At 64.7% G+C, this 22,624-nt stretch carries 23 protein-coding genes and 1 pseudogene; 11 read left to right on the top strand and 13 right to left on the bottom strand.

From position 1 onward, the window contains the following. The 9 genes and pseudogenes from F6X40_RS41850 to F6X40_RS14675 form a co-directional block, all read left to right on the top strand. Positions 1–276 (top strand): annotated as a pseudogene (locus F6X40_RS41850) (RNA polymerase subunit sigma); the annotation flags it as partial. After that, on the top strand, positions 266–1,282 hold the full coding sequence (locus F6X40_RS14710) for an anti-sigma factor family protein (protein WP_187628323.1): 1,017 nt from the start codon (positions 266–268) through the stop codon (positions 1,280–1,282). The pseudogene F6X40_RS41850 and the gene F6X40_RS14710, both read left to right, overlap by 11 nt. Positions 1,283–1,473: 191 nt before the next feature. Further along, a complete protein-coding gene (gene rpsF / locus F6X40_RS14705; RefSeq protein ID WP_090804556.1) occupies positions 1,474–1,848 on the top strand; it encodes a 30S ribosomal protein S6 in 375 nt (124 codons plus the stop codon). Between the two features lie 69 nt (positions 1,849–1,917). Further along, positions 1,918–2,217 carry a primosomal replication protein N gene (gene priB / locus F6X40_RS14700; RefSeq protein WP_008922420.1) on the top strand — a complete coding sequence of 100 codons (300 nt, stop codon included), beginning with the start codon at positions 1,918–1,920 and terminating at the stop codon, positions 2,215–2,217. A 2-nt stretch (positions 2,218–2,219) separates the two neighbouring features. After that, entirely contained in the window at positions 2,220–2,495 is a 276-nt protein-coding gene (gene rpsR / locus F6X40_RS14695) for a 30S ribosomal protein S18 (RefSeq protein WP_013588504.1), read from the top strand. A 27-nt stretch (positions 2,496–2,522) separates the two neighbouring features. Beyond that, entirely contained in the window at positions 2,523–2,975 is a 453-nt protein-coding gene (gene rplI, locus F6X40_RS14690) for a 50S ribosomal protein L9 (RefSeq protein ID WP_187618805.1), read from the top strand. A 170-nt stretch (positions 2,976–3,145) separates the two neighbouring features. After that, entirely contained in the window at positions 3,146–4,534 is a 1,389-nt protein-coding gene (locus F6X40_RS14685; protein WP_187628322.1) for a replicative DNA helicase, read from the top strand. A gap of 116 nt (positions 4,535–4,650) precedes the next feature. Next, the gene (locus tag F6X40_RS14680) at positions 4,651–5,277 is read left to right on the top strand and encodes a DUF47 domain-containing protein (RefSeq protein ID WP_018418171.1); all 627 of its coding nucleotides are present in this window, start codon (positions 4,651–4,653) and stop codon (positions 5,275–5,277) included. Next, entirely contained in the window at positions 5,277–6,287 is a 1,011-nt protein-coding gene (locus F6X40_RS14675) for an inorganic phosphate transporter (RefSeq protein WP_187628321.1), read from the top strand. Before F6X40_RS14680 ends, F6X40_RS14675 begins: the two co-directional genes overlap by 1 nt. 143 nt (positions 6,288–6,430) lie before the next feature. On the opposite strand, the gene F6X40_RS14670 is transcribed toward F6X40_RS14675, so the two are convergent. The 13 genes from F6X40_RS14670 to F6X40_RS14615 all read right to left on the bottom strand — a co-directional run bounded on the left by F6X40_RS14670 (position 6,431) and on the right by F6X40_RS14615 (position 19,485). Beyond that, positions 6,431–7,237 (bottom strand): SDR family oxidoreductase, encoded by an 807-nt coding sequence (locus F6X40_RS14670; RefSeq protein WP_090804571.1) that lies wholly within the window; start codon positions 7,235–7,237, stop codon positions 6,431–6,433. A gap of 51 nt (positions 7,238–7,288) precedes the next feature. Beyond that, positions 7,289–8,440, bottom strand: a complete 1,152-nt coding sequence (locus F6X40_RS14665; protein WP_187628320.1) for an NlpC/P60 family protein — start codon at positions 8,438–8,440, stop codon at positions 7,289–7,291. 212 nt (positions 8,441–8,652) lie between these two features. Next, positions 8,653–10,500, bottom strand: coding sequence for a PhoH family protein (locus F6X40_RS14660; RefSeq protein ID WP_187628319.1), 1,848 nt, complete (start codon positions 10,498–10,500; stop codon positions 8,653–8,655). Between the two features lie 103 nt (positions 10,501–10,603). Next, positions 10,604–10,738, bottom strand: a complete 135-nt coding sequence (locus F6X40_RS42285) for a hypothetical protein (RefSeq protein ID WP_260321379.1) — start codon at positions 10,736–10,738, stop codon at positions 10,604–10,606. Between the two features lie 117 nt (positions 10,739–10,855). Further along, positions 10,856–11,317, bottom strand: coding sequence for a peroxiredoxin (locus tag F6X40_RS14655; protein WP_184063758.1), 462 nt, complete (start codon positions 11,315–11,317; stop codon positions 10,856–10,858). A gap of 197 nt (positions 11,318–11,514) precedes the next feature. Then, on the bottom strand, positions 11,515–12,408 hold the full coding sequence (locus F6X40_RS14650) for a polysaccharide deacetylase family protein (RefSeq protein WP_187628318.1): 894 nt from the start codon (positions 12,406–12,408) through the stop codon (positions 11,515–11,517). 10 nt (positions 12,409–12,418) lie between these two features. After that, the gene (locus F6X40_RS14645; RefSeq protein ID WP_187628317.1) at positions 12,419–13,465 is read right to left on the bottom strand and encodes a bifunctional UDP-4-keto-pentose/UDP-xylose synthase; all 1,047 of its coding nucleotides are present in this window, start codon (positions 13,463–13,465) and stop codon (positions 12,419–12,421) included. Then, complete coding sequence (locus F6X40_RS14640; RefSeq protein WP_184063753.1) at positions 13,462–14,391, bottom strand: formyltransferase; 930 nt, start codon at positions 14,389–14,391, stop codon at positions 13,462–13,464. Before F6X40_RS14640 ends, F6X40_RS14645 begins: the two co-directional genes overlap by 4 nt. Next, complete coding sequence (locus F6X40_RS14635) at positions 14,388–15,431, bottom strand: glycosyltransferase (protein WP_184063750.1); 1,044 nt, start codon at positions 15,429–15,431, stop codon at positions 14,388–14,390. The genes F6X40_RS14640 and F6X40_RS14635 overlap by 4 nt, the downstream gene beginning before the upstream one ends. Positions 15,432–15,437: 6 nt before the next feature. Next, positions 15,438–16,589: a DegT/DnrJ/EryC1/StrS family aminotransferase gene (locus F6X40_RS14630; protein WP_187628316.1), complete on the bottom strand. Its 1,152-nt coding sequence runs from the start codon at positions 16,587–16,589 to the stop codon at positions 15,438–15,440. A 176-nt stretch (positions 16,590–16,765) separates the two neighbouring features. Next, positions 16,766–17,137 (bottom strand): SMR family transporter, encoded by a 372-nt coding sequence (locus F6X40_RS14625; protein ID WP_013089326.1) that lies wholly within the window; start codon positions 17,135–17,137, stop codon positions 16,766–16,768. Between the two features lie 24 nt (positions 17,138–17,161). Continuing rightward, positions 17,162–19,015, bottom strand: coding sequence for an ArnT family glycosyltransferase (locus F6X40_RS14620; RefSeq protein WP_187628315.1), 1,854 nt, complete (start codon positions 19,013–19,015; stop codon positions 17,162–17,164). 95 nt (positions 19,016–19,110) lie between these two features. Then, on the bottom strand, positions 19,111–19,485 hold the full coding sequence (locus F6X40_RS14615; RefSeq protein WP_187628314.1) for an Mth938-like domain-containing protein: 375 nt from the start codon (positions 19,483–19,485) through the stop codon (positions 19,111–19,113). Between the two features lie 453 nt (positions 19,486–19,938). Here F6X40_RS14615 and F6X40_RS14610 point away from each other — a divergent pair, with 453 nt between their 5' ends. Both F6X40_RS14610 and F6X40_RS14605 read left to right on the top strand, forming a co-directional pair. After that, entirely contained in the window at positions 19,939–21,186 is a 1,248-nt protein-coding gene (locus tag F6X40_RS14610; protein WP_316251809.1) for a pyridoxal phosphate-dependent aminotransferase, read from the top strand. A 102-nt stretch (positions 21,187–21,288) separates the two neighbouring features. Beyond that, positions 21,289–22,620, top strand: a complete 1,332-nt coding sequence (locus F6X40_RS14605; protein WP_184029020.1) for a homoserine dehydrogenase — start codon at positions 21,289–21,291, stop codon at positions 22,618–22,620. The last annotated feature ends 4 nt before the right edge of the window (positions 22,621–22,624 follow it).

Below are 22,624 nucleotides of genomic sequence, written 5' to 3'. Positions count from 1 at the left end.
GGTGACCGGCGCGGGTCGACGGAAGCGCCGCTGGAGCAGGGGGCGCAGTCCGGGCGAGTCGTGCAGTCGGCGGCAGTCGCGCCCTCGGTGTCGTCCACGCCCTGCGCGCCGTCCGACCGGTCACCGCGAAGTTCCGGCGACGGCCGCGCGGCATCATCGGCGGTCGTGCCCGCCACCGCAACAGTGACGCAACTCCGGGCGTTTGCCGACGGCCGGCCCCTCAACATTCCCGGCGCTGTCGCCGACCCCGCTCAGGAGACGCCGGATGGACTGTAACGAAGCTCGGCCGCTCCTCGAGGCGAATGCCGATCACGAACTGCCGGCGCCCGATGCGCGCCGGGTCCAGCAGCATATCGAGAGCTGCGACGACTGCCGGCGCGCGAGCGACAACCTGCGCGCGCTGAGCGGCGCGCTGCGCGCGGCGCCGTATCATCGGGCGCCGCAGTCGTTGCGGGCGCGGATCGTGGCGGGCTTGCCCGGCGCGGTCGAGGGAGGAACTGCGGGGTTGGCCACGACGGCGGCGCCTGCAGATGCAGAGGAGGAGTCTGCCGGCAGCGCTAGCGCCGGGATGACCGACATGGCGACGTACGAACCTCAGCGTCAGCGTCGCTGGGCGCGGCGGCCCGCGTGGCTCGACCGGTGGCTCAGTGGCTTCAGCGGTCCGGGTCGCTCGGGCGATTCACGCGGCCGGCTAATCGGCTTCAACGGACCGCATGCCGCCGGCGGCGCCAACCGCGCGGTCGCGCGCGGCGGTCTCGCGGTGCTCGTGATCGCGCTGTGTGCGGCCACCGCTGTCCTGACGCTGACGCTGCGCCGTCCCGCCGAATTCACGCCATTCACCGACGAACTCATCGAAAGCCATGTGCGCGCGCAAGTTTCCGGCCGCGACATCGACGTAATTTCGACCGACCGTCACACGGTCAAGCCATGGTTCAACGGTCGGCTCGACTATTCGCCGCCGGTCGAGGACCTCGCGGCGGCCGGCTTCGCGCTGGAGGGGGGCCGGCTCGACTACCTCGCGCACCAGCGGGTCGCGGTGCTCGTGTACCGCTACGGCAAGCACGTGATCGACGTGTATGTGTTTCCGCAGTCCACGACGCGTGGCATTGACGGCGCGGCGCCGGCATCGCTCGCCCACGACGGCTATTCGATCGCGCACTGGGACGCGGCGGGCATGACCTGGTGGGCGATCTCGGACGCCGCACCCGATGCGCTCAAGGGACTCGAAGCGGCGCTCAGAGCGCGTTTGCAGAGCGGCAGCCAGCGCACGGAAGCGGGTTGAGGGGCAAGGACGGCCCGACTTCCGCGACCCACCACCCTAAGCTCTTGAAAACACATCCGATTCCGCCGCCGAATCGGTGGAATTCCTTGCAACCCGTCCCCATTCGGGTTACACTCTTCGGCTTCTCACTTGCCGCACCGGTTCCGACGCCCGGGCGGCTTCTATCCAAAAGTCAGCACAAGGAGTGTGTAATGCGTCATTACGAAATCGTCTTTATCGTGCATCCCGATCAAAGCGAGCAGGTGCCCGCCATGATCGAGCGTTACAAGGGCACGATCACGTCGCACGGTGGTCAGATCCACCGCGTCGAAGACTGGGGCCGTCGCCAACTGGCCTACATGATCGAGAAACTCGCGAAGGCTCACTACGTCTGCATGAACATCGAGTGCGACCAGACCACGCTCGACGAGCTGGAACACGCGTTCAAGTTCAACGACGCCGTTCTGCGTCACCTCATCGTCAAGATGAAGAAGGCCGAAACCGGCCCGTCGCCGATGATGAAGGAAGTGCAGCGCGAAGAAGCCAAGAAGTCGGCAGCAGCTCAGCCGACCGAAGCGCAGGCTTAAGACTCGTTATTTAAGCTGCCAGACACGCAGCGTCGCTTCGCTCACGTACACGAAGACATAAACAGGTACATGAACCGGCTGCAACTTACGGCGAGCGTCGTCGAACGCGAACCGGTGCGGTACACCCCCGCCGGCGTTCCGATTGCAAGCTGCACGTTGCACCACCGCACGGAAGTCGTCGAGGCGGGCATTGCCCGTCAGGTCGAACTGACCATGCAGGCGGTCGCCGCGGGCGAAGCGAGCGGTAAGCTCGAAAACTGTCAGATGGGCGTCGAAACGCTCTTCACAGGTTTTCTGGCTAAAAAGCACCGTAACGCGCGAACTCTGGTATTTCACATCACAGCATTGCAGGACATTGGAAAGGACTAATCATGCCCCGCCCGACTGGTAAGAAATTCGACAAGCGTCGTCAGCAACAGAACCCGCTCTTCAAGCGCAAGAAGTTCTGCCGTTTCACGGCTGCTGGCGTCGAGTACATCGACTACAAAGACATCGAAACGCTGAAGGACTTCATCGGCGAGAACGGCAAGATCACGCCGGCACGTCTCACGGGTACCAAGGCGCATTATCAACGCCAGCTGGATACGGCTATCAAGCGCGCACGTTTCCTCGCGCTGGTGCCGTACACCGACCAGCACAAGGCCTAACCCGACGACGCGATAAGGAGCATCCGAATGCAAATCATTCTTCTGGAAAAAGTCGTCAATCTGGGTAACCTCGGCGACATCGTGAAGGTCAAGGACGGTTACGCACGTAACTTCCTGATCCCGAACAAGAAAGCTCGCCGTGCAACGAAGGAAGCCCTCGCTGAATTCGAAGTGCGCCGCGCAGAACTCGAAAAGCACGCCGCTGAAAAGCTGGCAGCCGCTCAGGCTCAAGGCGAAAAGCTGGCAGGCCAGACCGTTCAGGTCAATCAGAAGGCTGGCGTCGACGGCCGTCTGTTCGGCTCGGTGACGAACGCCGACATCGCCGAAGCGCTCGGCAAGCAAGGCTTCGCAGTGGAAAAGGCGCAAGTGCGTCTGCCGGAAGGCCCGCTGAAGATGGTTGGCGAGCACCCGGTTCAGGTTTCGCTGCACACCGACGTTCTCGTCGATGTGACGGTGGCCGTGATCGGCGAGCACGTCTAAGCCGACCGCATCAAGCATCAGGCAGGATCAGCCAGCGTATTGCTGGTGAAGAGCAGGGGCCGGGAAACCGGCCCCTGCTTTTTTTTTGTGCCCGACTATCTCTCGCATATCCCCGTATTTGCGTTTTTTCCGCTCGCAGCCGTCGCCGGATTGCCCGATAATTCCTCCCCATGAACGCACCGTCCAAAGATCCCCAACTCGAGTCGCTGAAAGTCCCGCCGCATTCGATCGAAGCCGAGCAATCGGTGCTGGGCGGCCTGCTGCTCGATAACGCGGCCTGGGACCGCATCGCCGACTTCCTCGCGCAAAGCGACTTCTACCGCTACGACCACCGCATCATCTTCGAGCACATCGGCAAGCTGATTGCGGCCACGCGGCCGGCCGACGTGGTCACCGTCTACGAAGCGCTCGGCACTTCGGGCAAGGCGGAAGATGTCGGCGGCCTCGCTTACCTGAACGCGCTCGCGCAGAACACGCCGAGCGCGGCCAACATCCGCCGCTATGCGGAAATCGTGCGCGACCGCGCGGTGCTGCGCCGGCTCGTGTCGGTCGCCGATGAAATCTCCGCCGACGCGTTCAACCCGCAAGGCAAGGAAGTCCGGCAATTGCTGGACGAAGCGGAATCGAAGGTATTCTCGATCGCCGAAGACGGCGCGCGCGGCACCCAGGGCTTTCTCGAGATCGGGCCGCTGCTGACCCAGGTGGTCGAGCGGATCGACACGCTCTATCACACCGCCAATCCGAGCGACGTGACCGGCACGCCGACCGGCTTCGTCGATCTGGATCGTATGACCTCGGGCATGCACGGCGGCGAGCTGATCATCGTCGCGGGCCGTCCGTCGATGGGTAAGACGGCGTTTTCGATGAACATCGGCGAATACGTCGCGGTCGAGTACGGACTACCCGTCGCGGTGTTCTCGATGGAAATGCCGGGCACGCAGCTCACGATGCGTATGCTGGGCTCGGTCGGCCGGCTCGATCAGCATCGCATGCGAACCGGGCGTCTGACCGACGAGGATTGGCCGAAGCTCACGCATGCGGTGCAGAAAATGAGCGAGGCACAGATCTTCATCGACGAAACCGGCGGTCTGAACCCGATGGAACTGCGCTCGCGCGCGCGCCGGCTATCGCGCCAGTGCGGCAAGCTCGGGCTGATCATCATCGACTATCTGCAACTGATGAGCGGCTCGTCGTCGGGCGAAAACCGCGCGACCGAAATCTCGGAAATCTCGCGTTCGCTGAAGAGCCTCGCGAAGGAGCTCGACGTGCCGGTGATCGCGTTGTCGCAGCTGAACCGCGGTCTCGAGCAGCGGCCCAACAAGCGGCCAATTATGTCGGACCTGCGCGAATCGGGCGCTATCGAACAGGACGCCGACGTGATCCTGTTCATCTACCGCGACGAAGTGTACAACCCGGACAGCCCCGACAAGGGCACTGCGGAGATCATCATCGGCAAGCAGCGGAACGGTCCGATCGGTCCCGTCCGGCTCACTTTTCACGGCCAATACACGAAGTTCGATAACTTTGCGGGCGCGCAGAACTTCTACGGCGGCGAGTGACGCAAAGCGCCGTGGGCTGTTGTAACGGCGCTGTCGCGAGTGCGGCAATGATGGGCGGAACGGTACAATATGGCGGTTTTATGTCAGCCATAACGTGACCCATTTCCAGGATCCCAATGTTCGGTCGATTCATGCCCACCGAGGGCAAGTTCTTTGAAATCTTCAATTCGCACGCAACGTGCATCATCTCGGCCAGCCGCGAACTCGAGCTCCTGATCGACAATCTGCAGGACGCCGAAACCCACAAGCAGAACGTACAAAAGGCCGAGAAAGCGGCCGACAAGCTCACGCACGAAGCCATCGACCTGCTGCACAAGACCTTCATCACGCCGCTCGACCGCGACGAGATCCACAAGCTGATCACGACGATGGACGACATCCTCGACCTGATGGAGGACGTCGCCACCGCGATCTCGCTGTACGACGTGCAAGCGGTCACGTCGGAGGCGAGCCAGCTTGCGCATATCTGCACGGCGACCTGCGAGCGCGTGCAGTTCGCGGTCAGCCTGCTGTCGGACATGAAGCAGGCGAGCCAGATCCTGAAGGCCTGCGAGGACATCGACCGGCTCGAATCGGAAGCCGACCGCGTGCTGCGCGCGGCGATGTCGAAGCTGTTCCGCGAGGAAGACGACGTCAAGGTCCTGATCAAGCTCAAGGCGATCTACGAGCTGCTCGAAACGATCACGGACAAGTGTGAGGATGTGGCCAACATCATCGAAGGCATCGTGCTGGAAAACGCATAATGCAATCGATACAACTCGCTATCTGGGTCGTCACCGGCCTGGTTGCCATTGCTTTGGTGTTCGACTTCATGAACGGTTTTCACGACGCGGCGAATTCGATCGCCACGGTCGTGTCGACCGGCGTGCTGAAGCCACAGCAGGCGGTGGCGTTCGCGGCGGCGTTCAACGTCATCGCGTATTTCGTGTTTCACCTGAAGGTGGCCACGACCGTCGGCAAGGGCACGATCGACCCGGACATCGTCGACCACTACGTGATCTTCGGCGCGTTGGTCGGCGCGATCGCGTGGAACGTGATCACCTGGGTCTACGGCATTCCGTCCAGTTCGTCGCACGCGCTGATCGGCGGCCTCGTGGGTGCGGCGCTCGCGAAGTCGGGCTGGGGATCGCTGAACTGGGATGGCCTGATGAAGACCGTCGCGTTCATCTTCATTTCACCGCTGCTCGGCTTCGTGCTCGGCTCGTTTTTCATGCTGCTGGTGTCGTGGCTGTACTTCCGCACGCCGCCTAGCAAGGTCGACCGTCGCTTCAGGCGTCTGCAATTGTTCTCCGCTGGCCTGTACAGCCTGGGTCACGGTGGCAACGACGCGCAGAAAACCATCGGCATCATCTGGATGCTACTGATCGCCACCGGCTTCGCGTCGATGAAGGCGGACGCGCCGCCGCTGTGGGTGATCGGCGGCTGCTATCTGTCGATGGGTCTCGGTACGCTGTTCGGTGGCTGGCGCATCGTGCGCACGATGGGCCAGAAAATCACGAAGTTGAAGCCGGTCGGCGGCTTCTGCGCGGAGGCGGGCGGAGCGATCACGCTCTTTACCGCCTCGGCGCTCGGCATTCCCGTCTCTACCACGCATACGATCACCGGCGCGATCGTCGGAGTCGGCGCGACGCAGAAGCTGAGCGCGGTGCGCTGGGGTGTCGCCGGCAACATCGTCTGGGCCTGGATGCTGACGATCCCGGCTTCCGCGGTGCTGTCCGGCGGGGCCTGGTGGCTGGGCCACCACTTCCTGTAATCACCATGCGATGCAGGCCTGCGCTGCCGGGTTCGGCTGAGTCTGGCTGAACAGCACGCGCGCGGGCTTCGGCTACATGCCGCCCTTGGCATCGCACCGGTGTCCCTACGCAGTTCGACTAAAAAGCGCGTGGCACGACGCGTTCAGATCAGCGGCGCATTCGCACCATCCATCGGAATGATCGCGCCCGTCACATAGCTCGCGCGGCGGCTCGCGAGGAACAGCGCCACGTCGGCGATTTCCTCCGGCTTTGCATAGCGCCCGAGCGGCATCCGGGCCTGGCCGCGCGCCAGCGCTTCGTCATTGCCGATGCCTTGCTGCGCCGCTTCCAGCCGGACCGCTTCCTCGACGCGCTCGGTCAGCGTCGAGCCCGGATTGATCGCGTTGATGCGGATGCCATAGCGCGCGTAGTAGTGCGCGAGGCCGACGGTCGCGAGCATCAGCGCCGCGTTGGCCGCGCCGCCTGCGATATGGATGTCGCTCGCGACCTTGCCGCCCATGCCGATGATATTGACGATCGTGCCCGGCTCGGCACCGCCGTTGGCTTTCGCGCGCTCGGCCATACGGCGCAGCACTTCCTGCTGCGGATAGATATACGGGAAATACTTCGCTTCCATCGTCGCGCGGAATGCGTCGGCATCGAGCGTCTCGGGGTCGTACCGGCGCGCGGCGCCGGCACTGTTGATCAGCACGTCGATCGGGCCCACGGCGGTGCTGACTTCCTCGACGATATCGGCGGCGCTGTGCGCTTCGTGCAGGTCGGCGCGCGTGCGGTGCACGTGGAATCCTTCCTGTTTCAGCTGTTCGTAGGCGCGCGCAAGGTTGGCGGGGTCGCGCGACACGATCGCGACCTTCGCGCCTTCCTGTGCGAAGGCGCGCGCGCACGCGAAACCGATGCCTTTGCTGCCGCCGGTGATGAGCACCACCTTATTTCTGAGCCCGAGTTCCATGGTCGTTACCCGCCGTCGAAAGAATATCGATGACGATAGCAGATCACGGCGTCAGAAGTTGCCGTTCGCGAAACGGGCGATCGGGTCGTCGCTGCTTTGCGTGGGTGCGGGCACGCCGTGGGAAGCCGTCGACGCACGCATGAGCTGCACGGATCCTGTGCCTTCGGTCTGCTGCATCTGCCGCGCCTGGCGTTCCGCGATGGAGGCGGGTGGCGGCGGTTCGAATGCATCGGCGGCGGCGTCGATCGGGTCGGGTGAAGGTTGGGCAAGGGTGCGGTCGGTCGTCGCGGACTGCATCGGTTGAGCGGGCGAACGAGCGCCGCTTTCAAACGTGCTCGCCTGAGCTGCGGGGAGCATCGTCGCTGCCACGGCGCCCGCTGAGCGTGCCTGCAGCTGCGCGGCGCCGAGGCCCGACGGCGGCGGCTCGAATTGATCGGCTTGCACGACGGGCGTGCCGCCGCCTGCACGGGTCGCCGGCGTCGCGCTCGCGACCGGCCGGGCCGTTGCCATCGACGCCGGGCTGGACAGCGCCGTCGGGCCCGCGTAGGTCGACGCTGCCGGAACTGCCACGGTTGTTGCCGTGCCCGTCGCCGCGACCGCAGCACCTCGCTCGGTTTGCGGCGCCGCAGCCTGATAGCTCGGCGTATCGAACGGCGCCGGCGTTGCCGCCGGTCCCGCCATCCGGCGGATGCCGTCGAAGCGCTTCGCCCAGTAGGGATTGGTCAGATAGTCGAGCCGCACGGTGCCGCCCGTCGATGGCGCGTTGACGAAGCGCAGCTTGCCCACGTAGATGCCGACGTGCGAATGCGCGCGCCCGGTCGTGTTGAAAAAGATCAGATCGCCCGGCGCGATTTCGTCCGGTTCGATCGACTCGCCGCGCCCGCTCATCTCGGCCGTCGTGCGCGGCAGGTTCACCGACGCCGCGCGCAGCACGACGTACCGCACGAGCCCGCTGCAATCGAAGCCGCTGTCGGGCGTATTGCCGCCCCACCGGTAGGGCACGCCGACGAGACTCATCGCCTGGATGGAGATTTCCTCGCGGCCGATGCTGTGATCGACGAAGTGGGGAAAGCCGGGCGGCGGCGCGCGATAGGCGCCGTTCGCGACGACGCTGCCGCCTGACCCGCGCGACGTCTTCTGCGGCGCGCCGGCACAGGCGGCGAGCAGCAGGACGGGCAGCAGCGATAAGGCGAGTCGGCGCATGAAGACGGCACGGGCGGTAAGCGCCCATTTACTCACTGACGATGTCGGGATGGTAGCCGCCCAACAAGGCTGCGGCAAGAATTGTTGATAAATTACTTGAAGTTTGTGCGCTAAGTGTTGCCGGCGTGGAACGCCGACGCAACAAAAAAAGCCGCGTCCGGAACGAACCGGACGCGGCCTGCGATCAAACGCCGGAAAAAACCGGCGAACGTCTAGAGAATCTCCGACGCGTAGTCAGCGAGGCGCGAGCGCTCGCCGCGCGCGAGCGTTACGTGTCCGCTGTGCGCCCAGCCCTTGAAGCGATCGACCACATAGGTCAGGCCCGAACTGCCCTCGGTCAGGTAAGGTGTATCGATCTGCGCGATGTTGCCAAGGCAGATGATCTTCGTGCCCGGACCCGCGCGCGTGACGAGCGTCTTCATCTGCTTCGGCGTCAGGTTCTGCGCCTCGTCGATGATCAGATACTTGTCGACGAACGTGCGGCCGCGCATGAAGTTCATGCTCTTGATCTTCAGGCGCGAGCGGATCAGCTCCTGGGTCGCGGCGCGGCCCCATTCGCCGGCGGCGTCGTCGGTTTTCTGCAGCACTTCGAGGTTGTCGTCGAACGCACCCATCCACGGCTGCATCTTTTCCTCTTCGGTGCCCGGCAGAAAGCCGATGTCTTCGCCGACCGGGACCGTCGCGCGCGTCACGATGATCTCGTTGTAGCGCTTGTCGTCGAGCACCTGCGCGAGACCCGCCGCGAGTGCGACCAGCGTCTTGCCGGTGCCGGCCTGGCCGAGCAGCGTGACGAAGTCGATGTCCGGATTCATCAGCAGGTTCAGCGCGAAGTTCTGCTCGCGATTGCGCGCCGTGATGCCCCACACGTTGTTCTTGTGGTGGCCATAGTCACGCAGCGTTTGCAGCAGCGCGGTCTTGCCGTTCAGTTCGCGCACCAGCGCATGAAACGCGGGCTCGCCGTTCTGCGGCTCCAGATAAACGAACTCGTTGACCAGCATCGATGCGCACAGCGGACCCGTCACGCGGTAGTACGTGGTGCCGGTTTTCGTGTCCTGCCAGCTTTCCATGCCCTTCGCGTGCCTGGTCCAGAAGTCTTGCGGCAGCGCGCGGATGCCCGTGTACAGCAGGTCGCTGTCCTCGAGCACCTGGTCGTTGAAGTAGTCTTCGGCGGGCAGACCGAGCGCATGCGCCTTGATCCGCATGTTGATGTCTTTCGACACCAGCACGACCTGGCGATCCGCGCGATCGCGCTGCAGCGCGCGCACGACGCCGAGGATCTGGTTGTCGGCCTTGCCTTCGGGCAGACCTTCGACCGGCTCGATCGCGGTCAGCCGGGTCTGGAAGTACAGCCGCCCGGACGCCTCGCGGCTGCCCAGACGCGCGAGCGAAATGCCGTCGGCCATGTCGCCCGCGTTCGCGACGAGCGCGTCGAGCGTGCGGCTCACCTGACGCGCGTTACGCGCGACTTCCGACATTCCCTTCTTGTGGTTGTCGAGCTCTTCCAACGTCATCATCGGCAGATAGACGTCGTGCTCCTCGAAGCGGAACAGGCAGCTCGGATCGTGCATCAGCACGTTGGTGTCGAGCACGAAAAGCTTCTGCACCTCGGCTGGCGTGGCGCCCGTGCCACGTTTCTTGCGCGTGGCGGCAGGGCTCGCTGCGGCGGGCGCGGCGGCTGTTTCGTCCGTGCGCTGCTTCGCGGCAGGCGCGCGTGCGACGACCGGCTGCGTTTCGGCCGCGTCGGCTTCGAGCTGCGCTCGCGCGGACGGAACCGGCTGCAACAGCGCGGCGGTCTGCCTGGTCTTGCGGCCGCGCGCGGGCGCGGGTTGCGCGGCGGGCGGCGACTCGACGGCGGGCACGGGCCACAACGTAGTGGCGGCGTTGGCAGCGTGCGCCATCGGTGTGGCGACATTGACGCGGCCGTAATCGGCCGACTCTGCGGATTCCCCTTCACGCGCCTGTTTTTTCGCGGTGGAGCGCGCGGGCGTGACGGCTTTGGCCTTGTATTCGTCAGGCGACAAAAGATTGCCGAGCTTGTTGGGGGGAGTAGGCAAAGGCATGGTTTCCCTCGGAATGATCGGGTCACATATCGTGCGCCGCCCGTCGCATTCTGACGATGCCCTCATGGGACATCGAGTTTGCGCAAGGAGGCGCGCATTCGGTCTAGAGATGCCGGTTCGCCTGGTTTTCGATAGGCTCCTTGACGGAAGCGCGTGAACCAATGAACGAACGGTCGCGCGCAATTAAAAAAGCCGCCGCCCCGGCATTCGGGGCAAGCGGCTCGACGATGATGCTCACGTTGCGCCTCACGCTCCGCACGGCACCGGTGGATCCGGTCAGGCGGCCGTCAGGGCTGGCGCAGCGGAGAACAATGTGGGGTGGACAGGCACTCATTGCGGGCCAATATAACGCGCATCAAAGCGCTTGTACAGCCTCCAGAATGTCGTCGACGTGGCCCGGCACTTTAACGCCGCGCCACTCCCGGCGCAGCACGCCATCGGCGTCGATGAGGAACGTGGAGCGCTCGATGCCCCGTACCTCTTTGCCATACATTTTCTTCATTTTGATGACGGCGAAGAGGGCGCACAGCGTTTCTTCCGGGTCGGAAATCAGCGGGAAGGGTAGTTCGAGCTTAGCCTTGAAGTTGTCATGCGAACGCAGGCTGTCGCGCGACACGCCGATCACTTCCGCGCCGGCTTTCTTGAACTTCGGATACAGATCGCGGAACTGCAACCCTTCGGTCGTGCAGCCCGGCGTGTTGTCCTTCGGATAGAAATACAGCACCACCTTCTTGCCCCGCAGCTTTGACAGCGTAATTTCGCCGCCCGTCGCGGCGGCGGTGAAGTCGGGGATGGGTTGGTCGACTGCGATGGACACGAGGTTCTCCGGTTATTGGGGCTGGCGTCGCTAGGTGCCGCGGCGTCGGCCGGACTGTCGTCGAGGTTGTTGTTGTTCGGGAATACGGTCGGCGCGCGGTTGTCCGATCGTCAGACCCGGCAAGGAAGCGGGCAACAGGCGGGCAACGGGCGGGCAACAAGCGGCGCGCCTTCTAACGACTCCCGCGTCGCGGGCCTTCAGGGCTGGACGATCAGTTCGCCGGAGCGTCCCGGAATCTCGCCCCACGCGACAGGGTACGATGGCAGCGTGTCGCGGTCTAGCGTGGCGTAGTAATCGCCCATCGTCGCGAACGTGTGGCCCTGGGCGCGCCAGCCTTCGAGCAACTGTTCGAAAACCGGCGCGAGTTTCTGTCCTTCGAGTTCCGCGTGCAGCGTGAACACCTGGTCGTGCGGATTTTTTTCAGTTTGTTTCAGCATCCACACGGCGACGTTGTGCGTATCGACACCATCGACACCGAGCACTTCGTCGAGCGTCGGGAGCGTGGTCGGCATCTGCACGTGCTTCAGCGTCCTGCCGTCGACCACCGGCAGATATGGCGAGTGGCCGCGACCGTCGGAAGCGTAGCGCATGCCCCACGCGTCGATCTGCTCGAACGCGTGGCCGTTCATCTGCCAGCCCGCGGCGCCGTGCGTGACGGGCGGCGCGCCGAATATCTCGATGAACCGCGCGTGGCTCCGCTGCATCTGCGCGACGGTCCACGCGCGATCTTTGGCGCGCACGTTGTCCTGCCAGTACACGTGATCCCACGTATGGATGCCGCACTCGAAGCCGGCTTCGTGGATCGCGCGCATCTCGGCCGCGGCCTTTGCGCCGATGTCCGGACCGGGCAGCAGCACGCCGTACATCAACTGCCTGACGCCGTAATGCTCGAGCACCGACGTGCGCGACACCTTCTTCAGAAAGCCCGGCCGCAGCACGCGGCGCATCGCCCAACCGGTGTGGTCGGGCCCGAGGCTGAACAGGAAGGTGGCGCGCGCCTTGAAGCGGTCGAAGATGCGCGCGAGATTCGGCACGCCTTCGCGGGTGCCGCGCAGCGTGTCGACGTCGATCTTCAGGACGATGCGAGCCAAGGACGCGCCCTTATTGCTGTTCGACGAGTGCGCGGGCTTCCGCGACGTGGCCGCGATACGCTTCGAAAATCTTGCGCAGCGCTTCGTCGAAAGTCGACGTGGGTGCCCAGCTGAGTTCCTGCTTCGTATTGTCGATCTTCGGCACGCGGTTCTGCACGTCCTGATAGCCGTTGCCGTAGTACGCGCCCGACGACGTTTCGACCAGTTGCACCTTCCTGGCCGAGTCCGCGTATTCGGGGAATTCGGCCGCGAGTGCCAGCATCTTGTGCGCGAGCTCACGCACCGAGAAGTTGTTGATCGGGTTGCCGATGTTGTAGATCTTGCCGGTGGCGACGCCGTTCTTGTTCTCGATGATCTTCATCAGCGCGCTGATGCCGTCGTCGATGTCCGTGAACGCGCGCTTCTGCGCGCCGCCATCGACGAGGCTGATGTTCTCGCCGCGCACGATGTGGCCGAGGAACTGCGTGACCACGCGGGAGCTACCTTCCTTCGGCGTGTAGATCGAGTCGAGGCCCGGGCCGATCCAGTTGAACGGGCGGAACAGCGTGAAGTTCAGGCCTTCCATGCCGTAGCCCCAGATCACGCGGTCCATCAACTGCTTCGAGCACGCGTAGATCCAGCGCGGCTTGTTGATCGGGCCGTACGACAGCTGCGATTCTTCCGGATCGAACTGCTCGTCCGTGCACATGCCGTAGACCTCGGAGGTCGACGGAAACACCAGATGCTTGCCGTACTTGACGGCTGAACGCACGATCGGCAGGTTCGCCTCGAAGTCGAGTTCGAACACGCGCAGCGGCTGCTTCACATACGTTGCGGGCGTGGCGATCGCGACGAGCGGCAGAATCACATCGCACTTCTTGACGTGATATTCGACCCATTCCTTGTTGATCGTGATGTCGCCTTCGAAGAAGTGCATCCGCTCATGATTGACGAGGTCGCCGAGACGTTCGGTCTGCATGTCCATCCCGAACACTTCCCAGTCGGTGGTTTCGAGAATGCGTTTGGACAGGTGATGGCCGATGAAGCCATTCACACCCAGAATCAGGACTTTTTTCATGAATGAGATTGGATGAGCTGGGCGAATTCCGCCGGACTGACGGCAGACTCGCCGCCGTCGTGCTGGTGCCGCAATTCGTGGATGTTGATCGCGCGGCCGTCGCCGCAGATCGCGAAAACGGCATTATCGCTTACGTGCAGGCCCGGGGGCAAATCCGAGCGGAGCGCGCCGGGCGCGGCCAGACGCGCGCGCGCGACGATGAAACGGCGCCCGTTCAGCTCGGTGAACGCGCCCGGATACGGCGGCGCGACCGCGCGGATCAGGTTGTAGACCTGTTGCGCGGACTGATTCCAGTCGATGCGGCCGTCTTCCGGTTTGCGCCCGCCGTAGTAGCTGCCATGCGCGAGATCGTTCGGCAGATGCGGCGCCTCGCCCGCGAGCAGCGCCGGCAGCACGCGCCACAGCGTTTGCTCGGCGGCGACCGTGACCTTGTCGAAGACCTGCGCGGCGGTGTCGTCGGGCAGGATCGGCACCGGTGTTTGCGCAAGGATCGCGCCGGCGTCGGGCTTCGCGGCCATTTCGTGCAGCGTTGCGCCGGTTTCGCTTTCGCCGTTGAGCACCGCCCAGTTGGTCGGCACGCGGCCACGATACTTCGGCAACAGCGAGCCGTGCATGTTGTAAGCGCCCCGTGCGGCGATCGCGAGCAGGTCGAGCGGCAACATGTGGCGGTAGTAGAACGAGAAGATGAAGTCCGGCCGCGCGGCGCTCACCGCGGCGCGCAGTTCGGGGCTCTTCGGATCGGCCGGCGTGACGACGGCAATGCCGTGCCCGGCTGCCACCGATGCGACGCTGCCGAACCAGATGTTCTCGCTCGGGTTGTCTTCGTGGGTCACGACGAGCGCGACCTCGACGCCGCGCGCGAGCAGCACCTGCAGGCAGCGCACGCCGACGTTGTGATACGCGAATACGACGGCGCGCGGCTTCATGGATGGTGTCCCTGGTCGGCGACCGGCACCGGCTGCACGCCTTGCACGACGGTCTGACGCGGCGCTTCGGCGACGGCCCCGCCGTCGCGTTGCTCGAGAATGGTCTGCACCAGATAACGCGGCCGCGCACGCACCTGCTGATAGATCCGGCCGATGTATTCACCGAGCAGGCCGAGCGCGAAGATGATCACGCCGAGCAGGAAGAACGTGATGGCGAACAGCGTGAACACACCTTGCACTTCCGCGCCGATGATGAAACGGCGAATCAGCAGCAGGACGAACAGCGCCGCAGACCCTAGCGACAGGATCACGCCGATGAACGACAGCCATTGCAGCGGCACCACCGAGAAGCCGGTGACGAGGTCGAAATTCAGACGGATCAGCGAGTACAGCGAGTACTTCGACTCGCCGGCGAAGCGTTCCTCGTGCGCGACCTCGATTTCCACCGGATTCTGCGCGAACGTGTACGCGAGCGCCGGGATGAACGTGTTGATTTCGCCGCAGCGGTTGATCGTATCGACGATATGGCGGCTGTAGGCGCGCAGCATGCAGCCCTGGTCGGTCATCTTGATGCGCGTGATGCGCTCGCGCAGATGATTCATCGCGCGCGACGCCTTGCGGCGCCACAGGCTGTCCTGGCGCTGCCGACGGATCGTGCCGACGTAGTCGAAACCTTCGCGCATCTTCGCGACGAGCTTGCCGATTTCCTCGGGCGGATTCTGCAGGTCGGCGTCGAGCGTGATCACGATGTCGCCGCGCGACTGCTCGAAGCCAGCGAGAATCGCCATGTGCTGGCCGTAGTTGCCGTTCAGCAGGATCACGCGCGTGGTGTCGGGGCGCGCGCGGAACTGCCCGGCGAGCAGCGCCGCGGATTTGTCGCGGCTGCCGTCGTTGATGAAGATCGCTTCATAACCGGTGCCGAGCGCGTCGAGCGCCGGATAGAGGCGCGCGAACAGCGCGGCCAGTCCGGCTTCCTCGTTGTACACCGGAATGATGATCGACACTTCCGGTGCGACGGCGCGATGTTCCGAATAAGTCATGTCCGCTTATTTTCCGTAGTGTTCGCAAATTTCGTTGACCGCGCGGCACACGCGCTCGACGTCGCCTTCGTTCATCAGCGTGAAGAGTGGCAGCGTGACGGTGGTGGCGCCGAAGCGCTCCGCGTGCGGGAACATGCCTTCCTTGAAGCCGCGCGCGCGGTACAGGGAAAACAGGTGCAGCGCCGGGTAGTGCACGCCCGAGCCGATGCCGCGCTCCTTCAGCTCGCCCATGAAGCCGGCGCGGTCGATCGACAGCTTTTCGAGCGGCAGCGTGATCTGGAACATGTGCCAGTTGCTGTTTTCGAAGTCCGCGGGCGGCAGGCCGACGCCGAGCCGAACGGCCGCGCCGCCTTCGAGTTGCGCGAAGTACGCGCGCACGAGCTTCTTGCGCTGCGCGATGAAGCGCTCGAGATGCGGCAGCTGGCCGAGGCCGACACGCGCGGCGACGTCGGTCAGGTTGTACTTGCCGCCGAGCACGTCGCAGTCCATGCCGTCGAAGCCGGTGCGCGTGATGCCCTGCAGCCGGTACTTCTGCGCGAGCACCGCTTCTTCCTCGTTGTTCAGCACCAGCGCGCCGCCTTCGACCGAGGTCAGGTTCTTGTTCGCGTGGAAGCTGAACGACACGATGTCGCCGAGCTTGCCGATGCGCTCGCCGTTCCAGGTGGAGCCGAATGCCTGCGCGGCGTCTTCGATCACGCGCAGCTCGTGCGCGCGGGCGATCCCGTACAGACGGTCCATGTCGACCGGCAGGCCCGACAGGAACACCGGCAGCAACGCCTTGGTGCGCGGCGTGATCGCTTTTTCGAGCAGGTCGAGATCGATGTTGCGCGTGATCGGGTCGATGTCGGCGAACACTGGCGTCGCGCCGGTTTCGAGGATCACGTTGCAGGTCGACACCCAGGTGGCCGGCGTCGTGATCACTTCGTCGCCGGGGCCGACGCCGGCGATGCGCAGGCCGATTTCGAGCGTCGCGGTACCGGAATTGAAGGTGCGCACCGGGCGGCCGCCGCAGAACTCGGACAGCGCGGCCTCGAACTTCTGGTTCTGCGGGCCGGTGGTGATCCAGCCGGAACGCAGCACGTCGGCGACGCCCTGGATCGTTTCCTCGTCGATCTCGGGTTTGACAAACGGCAAAAACGGGACTTGTGACTGGCTCATGAATGCATCGCTCGATTGAAAGGGGCGCCGCCCGACGGGCGCGAAGTAAACCACAAACTACCCGCAAACCCAAGGCCGCGGCTTAAAAAACGCAACCGCACAGCTTACCGCGGCCTACCTTACGTCACGCTTAGGCGGCGCGTGTGCCGCGCCGGTTCCTACGCGGGGCGCCGCGCCTAGCTGCGCGCGAGCACGACCACGCCGACGAGAATGATGCCGATGCCGACCAGCTTCTGCACCGACATCACTTCGCCGAACAGGTACCACGCGGCGATCGCGTTGACGACGTAGCCCAGTGACAGCATCGGATAGGCGATCGACACGTCCACGCGCGAGAGCCCGATGATCCACACCGCCACGCTGATCACGTAGCAGGCGAGTCCGCCGATGATCGGCGGCTGGGTTGCCAGCTTGAAGCCGATGGGCAGGATGTTCGCACGGGTGAATTCGAAGTGTCCAACGGCATTCGTGCCGGCCTTGAGCAGCAGCTGCGCGCCGGCATTCAGCGTGACGCCGGCCAGGATGCAGAACAGGGAAATCGGGTTCATCGAACGGTCTGGTTCTCGAAAGGGTTAGGGCTTTGCCGCGGGCGTGGAGACGGGGGCCGGCGTGGCCGATGCCGCGGGCCTCACTTCCACGACTGCCGAGGCGGCGTTAGCGGGGGTAGCGGGGGTAGCGGGCGCTGCTGCTGCCGCTGCGGCCGGGGCGGCGGCGGCAGCCGCGTCGGCGAGCGGCTTCATCACCACCACGCGGCGCGGATCGCGCGCGATCACCTGCATCGGCACGCCTTGCTTGACGAGGCGGTCGTAGGTCGGCGGCGGGATCAGCGCGAGCGCGTAGCGATCGGCCTTCCAGCGCTCGATCCACGCGTCGACCGTCGGCACCCATTTTTGCGGCTCGACGGACACGCCGAATGCGAGCTCGTCCGGGTGCGCGACCATGATCATCGTGTGGCCGATGTAGAACGGCAGCGTGTGGTCGAGCACGCCGACCGAGTAGAACGGCGTGTCGGGCGGCAGCTTCGCGAGCTCGGCCTTGATCGCGGGCGCGAGCGGCGCGCCGGAACTCAGGCGCCCGAACACGTCGTGGCCGGTGCCCGCGATGGTGCCGAGCAGCAGCCAGCCCGCGCCGAACGCGGCGAGGCTGCCGAGACCGACTCGCGCGTTGGCGCCCTGGCCGCCCTGGCCGCGGCGGTTCAGCCACAGCGCGAACAGCGTGAGCACGAACGCGACGGCTAGCGCGGCGAGCACCCACACGCGGTATTCGGCATACAGCTCGGCCGGATTGCGCGCGGTGCCGAAGCGCGGCAGGAACAGCGCCGCAAACGCGGCGACCACGAAAAACAGCGCGTAGCCCGCCAGATGCCGGCGCAGCTGCTCGCGCGTGACGAGCGGCAGATACATGCCGATCAGCATCGCGATCGGCGGCGCGATCGGCAGCGTGTAGGACAGCAGCTTCGAGTGCGACGCGCTGAAGAACAGGAAAATGAAGACGATCCACGTGAGCATCAGCGTGACCGGCGCGAAGCCGTTCGGCTGACGCGGCTGGCGCCACGCGTGGCGCACGCTTTGCACGGTTACCGACAGCCACGGCAGGAAGCCCACCAGCAGTACTGGCACGAAGTAGTAGAACGCGCCGGGGCGATTCTGCTCGGGCGTCAGATAGCGCTTGAACTGCTGAACGACGAAGAAGAAGTTCAGGAATTCCGGATTGCGCTGCTGCACGAGGACGAACCACGGCGTCACGATCGCGAAAAAAACCATCAGCCCGCTCACCAGATGCAGACGCTTCCACAGCGCCCAATCGCGCGCGATCAGCGTGTAGAGCACCAGCACCGCGCCCGGCAGGATCAGCCCGACCAGGCCCTTGGAGAGCACCGCCAGCGCCATCGACGCCCAGCACACCCACATCCAGCCGCGCACGCATGGGGGCCGCAGGTTCGGGCGCTGGGCGAGCAGCAGCGCGCACAGCGTGAGCGCCATCCAGAGCGACAGGCCCATGTCGAGCGTATTGAAGTGGCCCATCAGGTTCCAGTACGGCGAGCAGGCGAGCACGAGTGCCGCGAACACGCCGGTCGCCGCGTTGAACACGCGGGCGCCGGTAAAGCCGATCAGCAGCACGCCGGCGAAGCCCGTCAGCGCGGTGTAGAGGCGCGCCTGCCATTCGCCGATGCCGAACCACGCGAACGTCAGCGCGTTCGCCCAGGTTTGCAGCGGCGGCTTCTCGAAGTACTTGTAGGCGTTGTAGCGCGGCGTGATCCAGTCGCCGGTCAGGAACATTTCGCGCGCCATTTCGGCGTAGCGGCCTTCGTCGCTCGGCAGCAGATGGCGCCAGCCGAGCGGCACGAACCAGATCACGGCGAGAACCAGCACCAGCAACAGGATCGCGGTGCGATTGAGCGGTAGCCTCGACGGCGTATCGTTCATGAAATATCAACCCTTCTTGTTATCGACGGCGCGCGCACGGGCGCGCCGCGGGGGGCCAGAACCGGGCCGGCCGGGTGCGCCGGCGCCGGGCACGCTCAGGCCTCGATCAGCAACGCGGCCGCGACCTTGCGGCCCTCGGCCATCAGAATGTTGTAGGTGCGGCAGGCGGCCTTGAAGTCCATCGTTTCTACGCCGATGCGTTTCGCGGTCAGCGCGGCGGTCAGGCGCGGGTGCGGAAAGCGCAGCCGCTCGCCGCTGCCGAACACGACCACTTCGGGCGCGGCGTCGACCAGCATCGCGAAATGCTCGGCGCTCAACTGCTCGAACGACGAGACGGGCCAGGGAATGACCGGCGCGTCCGGCAGCACGAGAATACTGCCCGGGTGACGCACCAGATTGATTTCGACGTAGTCGGCGCCGTAGCCGGTAACGGTATTGAGCGCGCCGCTGGAATCCTGATGTAATTTCAAATTGGTTTTCCGAAGTCGTCGTGAGACGTCATGCGTGTTGCCGGCCTGGCTGCACGTCGCACAGGCCGCGCGGTTCGACGCGTGTGACACACGAGAAGGCCGAAAAGGCTTGCCGATGCGGGTGGTGCATTGCGGAAGTCGGCCAAAATCCGCTAAATTATAACTTTTTAGCCGCCTTGCGGCGCCCCTCGCTCAAGTGCCGCCACAAGCCGCGCTGTGCGCATCGGCGTGGCCCACCGGCTACCTGGGTTGGCATCGCCCGCTTTCGCTGCGTTTTTTTCCACGCCGGAACCCGGAAAGCCGCGGCCGCTCGACAGTTCGACCCCATTTCGCGACTGGCCGCCGTCGCCGGCGCCGCGTCCGAATTCCCCGTAGCGGTGAATCCGAGCGGCCCGGCGTCGTCAGCCAGGCCCCGTTTGCCCAAGGTTTGCCCCAGCCATCAACCAGGATGAAGTGCCCGCCGTGAAACCAATTCTCAAATCCAACAAGTTGTTGAATGTCTGCTACGACATTCGCGGGCCCGTCCTCGAACATGCGAAGCGGCTCGAAGAAGAGGGTCACCGCATCATCAAGCTGAACATCGGCAATCTGGCACCGTTCGGCTTCGAGGCGCCGGACGAGATCATTCAGGACATGATCCTGAACCTGCCCAGTTCGTCGGGCTACTCCGACTCGAAGGGCGTGTTCGCCGCGCGCAAGGCGATCATGCACTACACGCAGCAAAAGGGCGTGCACGGCGTCGAACTGGACGACGTCTACATCGGCAACGGCGCGTCCGAGCTGATCGTGATGGCGCTCCAGGGCCTCGTCAACGACGGCGACGAAGTGCTGCTGCCCGCGCCCGATTACCCGCTGTGGACCGCCGGCGTGAGCCTCGCGGGCGGCACGCCGGTGCACTACATCTGCGACGAGTCGAATAGCTGGATGCCCGACCTCGATGACATCCGCGCGAAAATCACGCCGAACACGCGCGCGCTGGTCGTGATCAACCCGAACAACCCGACCGGCGCGCTGTACTCGGACGAACTGCTGCTCGGCCTGATCGAGATCGCGCGCCAGCACGGCCTCGTGATCTTCGCCGACGAGGTGTACGACAAGATCGTCTACGACGGCAAGACGCACACGTCGCTGGCGTCGCTGTCCGAAGACGTGCTGACCGTCACGTTCAACAGCCTGTCGAAGAGCTACCGCTCGTGCGGCTATCGCGCCGGCTGGATGGCCATTTCGGGCCTGACCGGCGAGAACCGCCGGCTCGCGAAAGACTATCTGGAAGGGCTCGGCATTCTCGCGTCGATGCGGCTGTGTCCGAACGTGCCCGGCCAGTACGCGATCCAGACCGCGCTCGGCGGCTATCAGAGCATCAACGACCTGATCGTGCCGGGCGGGCGCCTGTACAAGCAGCGCGAGCTCGCCTACGACATGCTGACGGCGATCCCCGGCGTGAGCTGCGTGAAGCCCGAGGCGGCGCTGTACATGTTCCCGCGCCTCGACCCGAAGGTGTATCCGATCCAGAACGACCAGCAGTTCATCCTCGACCTGCTGCTCGAAGAGCGCGTGCTGCTCGTGCAGGGCACTGGCTTCAACTGGAAGACGCCGGATCACTTCCGTGTCGTGTTCCTGCCGAACGTCGACGACCTCGCGGATTCGATCAACCGGATCGCGCGCTTCCTCGACGGCTACCGCAAACGTCACACAGCCTGAGCCGGCCTCGCGTACGATGTGGCGCCTGATGTGTCAAATGAGGCGCGCCGCTCGTGCCACCCCCGACACCCTTTTCAAACCTCTACTAGAAACACACGCTGCATGGAACCGATCAAAGTTGGACTGCTGGGCTTCGGCACGGTAGGCAGCGGGACCTTCACGGTACTGCGCCGCAATCAGGAAGAAATCAAACGTCGCGCGGGTCGCGGCATCGAGATTGCGCGCATTGCCGTGCGCAACCCGGCCAAGGCGACCGCGGCGCTCGGCGGCGAAGCCGGCAGCGTGGCGCTGACCGATGACTTCAACGCGGTCGTCGACGATCCTTCGATCGCGATCGTCGCGGAAATGATCGGCGGCACCGGTATCGCGCGCGACCTCGTGCTGCGCGCGATCAACAACGGCAAGCACGTGGTCACCGCCAACAAGGCGCTGCTCGCGGTGCATGGCACGGAGATTTTCGAGGCGGCGCGCGCGAACGGCGTGATGGTAGCGTTCGAGTCGGCGGTGGCGGGTGGCATTCCGATCATCAAGGCACTGCGCGAAGGGCTGACGGCGAACCGCATCCAGTACATCGCGGGCATCATCAACGGCACGACGAACTACATCCTGTCGGAGATGCGTGACCGTGGGCTCGATTTCGCGACCGCGCTGAAGGCCGCGCAGGAGCTCGGCTACGCGGAAGCCGACCCGACCTTCGACATCGAGGGCGTCGACGCGGCGCACAAGGCGACGATCATGAGCGCGATCGCGTTCGGCGTGCCGGTGCAGTTCGACCGCGCGTACGTCGAAGGCATCAGCAAGCTCGCCGCGATCGACATCAGATACGCCGAGGAGCTCGGCTACCGCATCAAGCTGCTCGGCATCACGCGACGCACCGACAAGGGCATCGAGCTGCGCGTGCACCCCACGTTGATTCCGGAAAAGCGCCTGCTCGCGAATGTGGAAGGCGCGATGAACGCGGTCGTCGTGCATGGCGACGCGGTCGGCACGACGCTGTACTACGGCAAGGGCGCGGGCGCCGAGCCGACGGCTTCCGCCGTGGTCGCCGATCTCGTCGACGTGACGCGTCTGCATACGGCCGACCCCGAGCACCGCGTGCCGCATCTGGCATTCCAGCCGGACAGCCTGTCGAACACCCCGATCCTGCCGATCGAAGAAGTCACGAGCGGCTACTACCTGCGTTTGCGCGTCGCCGACGTGACCGGCGTGCTCGCCGACATCACGCGCATTCTGGCGGACACCGGCATTTCGATCGACGCGCTGCTGCAAAAGGAATCGGAGCTCGTCGACGCGAACGGCAAGGGCGAAACCGACATTCTGCTGATCACGCACGAGACGGTCGAAAAGCAGGTCAACGCCGCGATCAGGTCGATCGAGGCGCTCGAGACCGTCGTCTCGCAAGTCACGAAGCTGCGCATGGAAGCGCTGAACTAGGCCG

The sequence above is a fragment of the Paraburkholderia sp. UCT31 genome (assembly GCF_014397655.1).
In the GTDB taxonomy this organism is placed as follows: domain Bacteria; phylum Pseudomonadota; class Gammaproteobacteria; order Burkholderiales; family Burkholderiaceae; genus Paraburkholderia; species Paraburkholderia tuberum.
This window is presented reverse-complemented; position numbering and strand designations above follow the sequence as displayed.

Bases quoted from the DNA above. Each gene is read 5' to 3' on its own strand.
- F6X40_RS14710 (WP_187628323.1), top strand. From the start codon at position 266: ATGGACTGTAACGAAGCTCGGCCGCTCCTCGAGGCGAATGCCGATCAC.
- rpsF (WP_090804556.1), top strand. From the start codon at position 1,474: ATGCGTCATTACGAAATCGTCTTTATCGTGCATCCCGATCAAAGCGAG.
- priB (WP_008922420.1), top strand. From the start codon at position 1,918: ATGAACCGGCTGCAACTTACGGCGAGCGTCGTCGAACGCGAACCGGTG.
- rpsR (WP_013588504.1), top strand. From the start codon at position 2,220: ATGCCCCGCCCGACTGGTAAGAAATTCGACAAGCGTCGTCAGCAACAG.
- rplI (WP_187618805.1), top strand. From the start codon at position 2,523: ATGCAAATCATTCTTCTGGAAAAAGTCGTCAATCTGGGTAACCTCGGC.
- F6X40_RS14685 (WP_187628322.1), top strand. From the start codon at position 3,146: ATGAACGCACCGTCCAAAGATCCCCAACTCGAGTCGCTGAAAGTCCCG.
- F6X40_RS14680 (WP_018418171.1), top strand. From the start codon at position 4,651: ATGTTCGGTCGATTCATGCCCACCGAGGGCAAGTTCTTTGAAATCTTC.
- F6X40_RS14675 (WP_187628321.1), top strand. From the start codon at position 5,277: ATGCAATCGATACAACTCGCTATCTGGGTCGTCACCGGCCTGGTTGCC.
- F6X40_RS14670 (WP_090804571.1), bottom strand. From the start codon at position 7,237: ATGGAACTCGGGCTCAGAAATAAGGTGGTGCTCATCACCGGCGGCAGC.
- F6X40_RS14665 (WP_187628320.1), bottom strand. From the start codon at position 8,440: ATGCGCCGACTCGCCTTATCGCTGCTGCCCGTCCTGCTGCTCGCCGCC.
- F6X40_RS14660 (WP_187628319.1), bottom strand. From the start codon at position 10,500: ATGCCTTTGCCTACTCCCCCCAACAAGCTCGGCAATCTTTTGTCGCCT.
- F6X40_RS14645 (WP_187628317.1), bottom strand. From the start codon at position 13,465: ATGAAAAAAGTCCTGATTCTGGGTGTGAATGGCTTCATCGGCCATCAC.
- F6X40_RS14640 (WP_184063753.1), bottom strand. From the start codon at position 14,391: ATGAAGCCGCGCGCCGTCGTATTCGCGTATCACAACGTCGGCGTGCGC.
- F6X40_RS14635 (WP_184063750.1), bottom strand. From the start codon at position 15,431: ATGACTTATTCGGAACATCGCGCCGTCGCACCGGAAGTGTCGATCATC.
- F6X40_RS14630 (WP_187628316.1), bottom strand. From the start codon at position 16,589: ATGAGCCAGTCACAAGTCCCGTTTTTGCCGTTTGTCAAACCCGAGATC.
- F6X40_RS14625 (WP_013089326.1), bottom strand. From the start codon at position 17,137: ATGAACCCGATTTCCCTGTTCTGCATCCTGGCCGGCGTCACGCTGAAT.
- F6X40_RS14620 (WP_187628315.1), bottom strand. From the start codon at position 19,015: ATGAACGATACGCCGTCGAGGCTACCGCTCAATCGCACCGCGATCCTG.
- F6X40_RS14605 (WP_184029020.1), top strand. From the start codon at position 21,289: ATGGAACCGATCAAAGTTGGACTGCTGGGCTTCGGCACGGTAGGCAGC.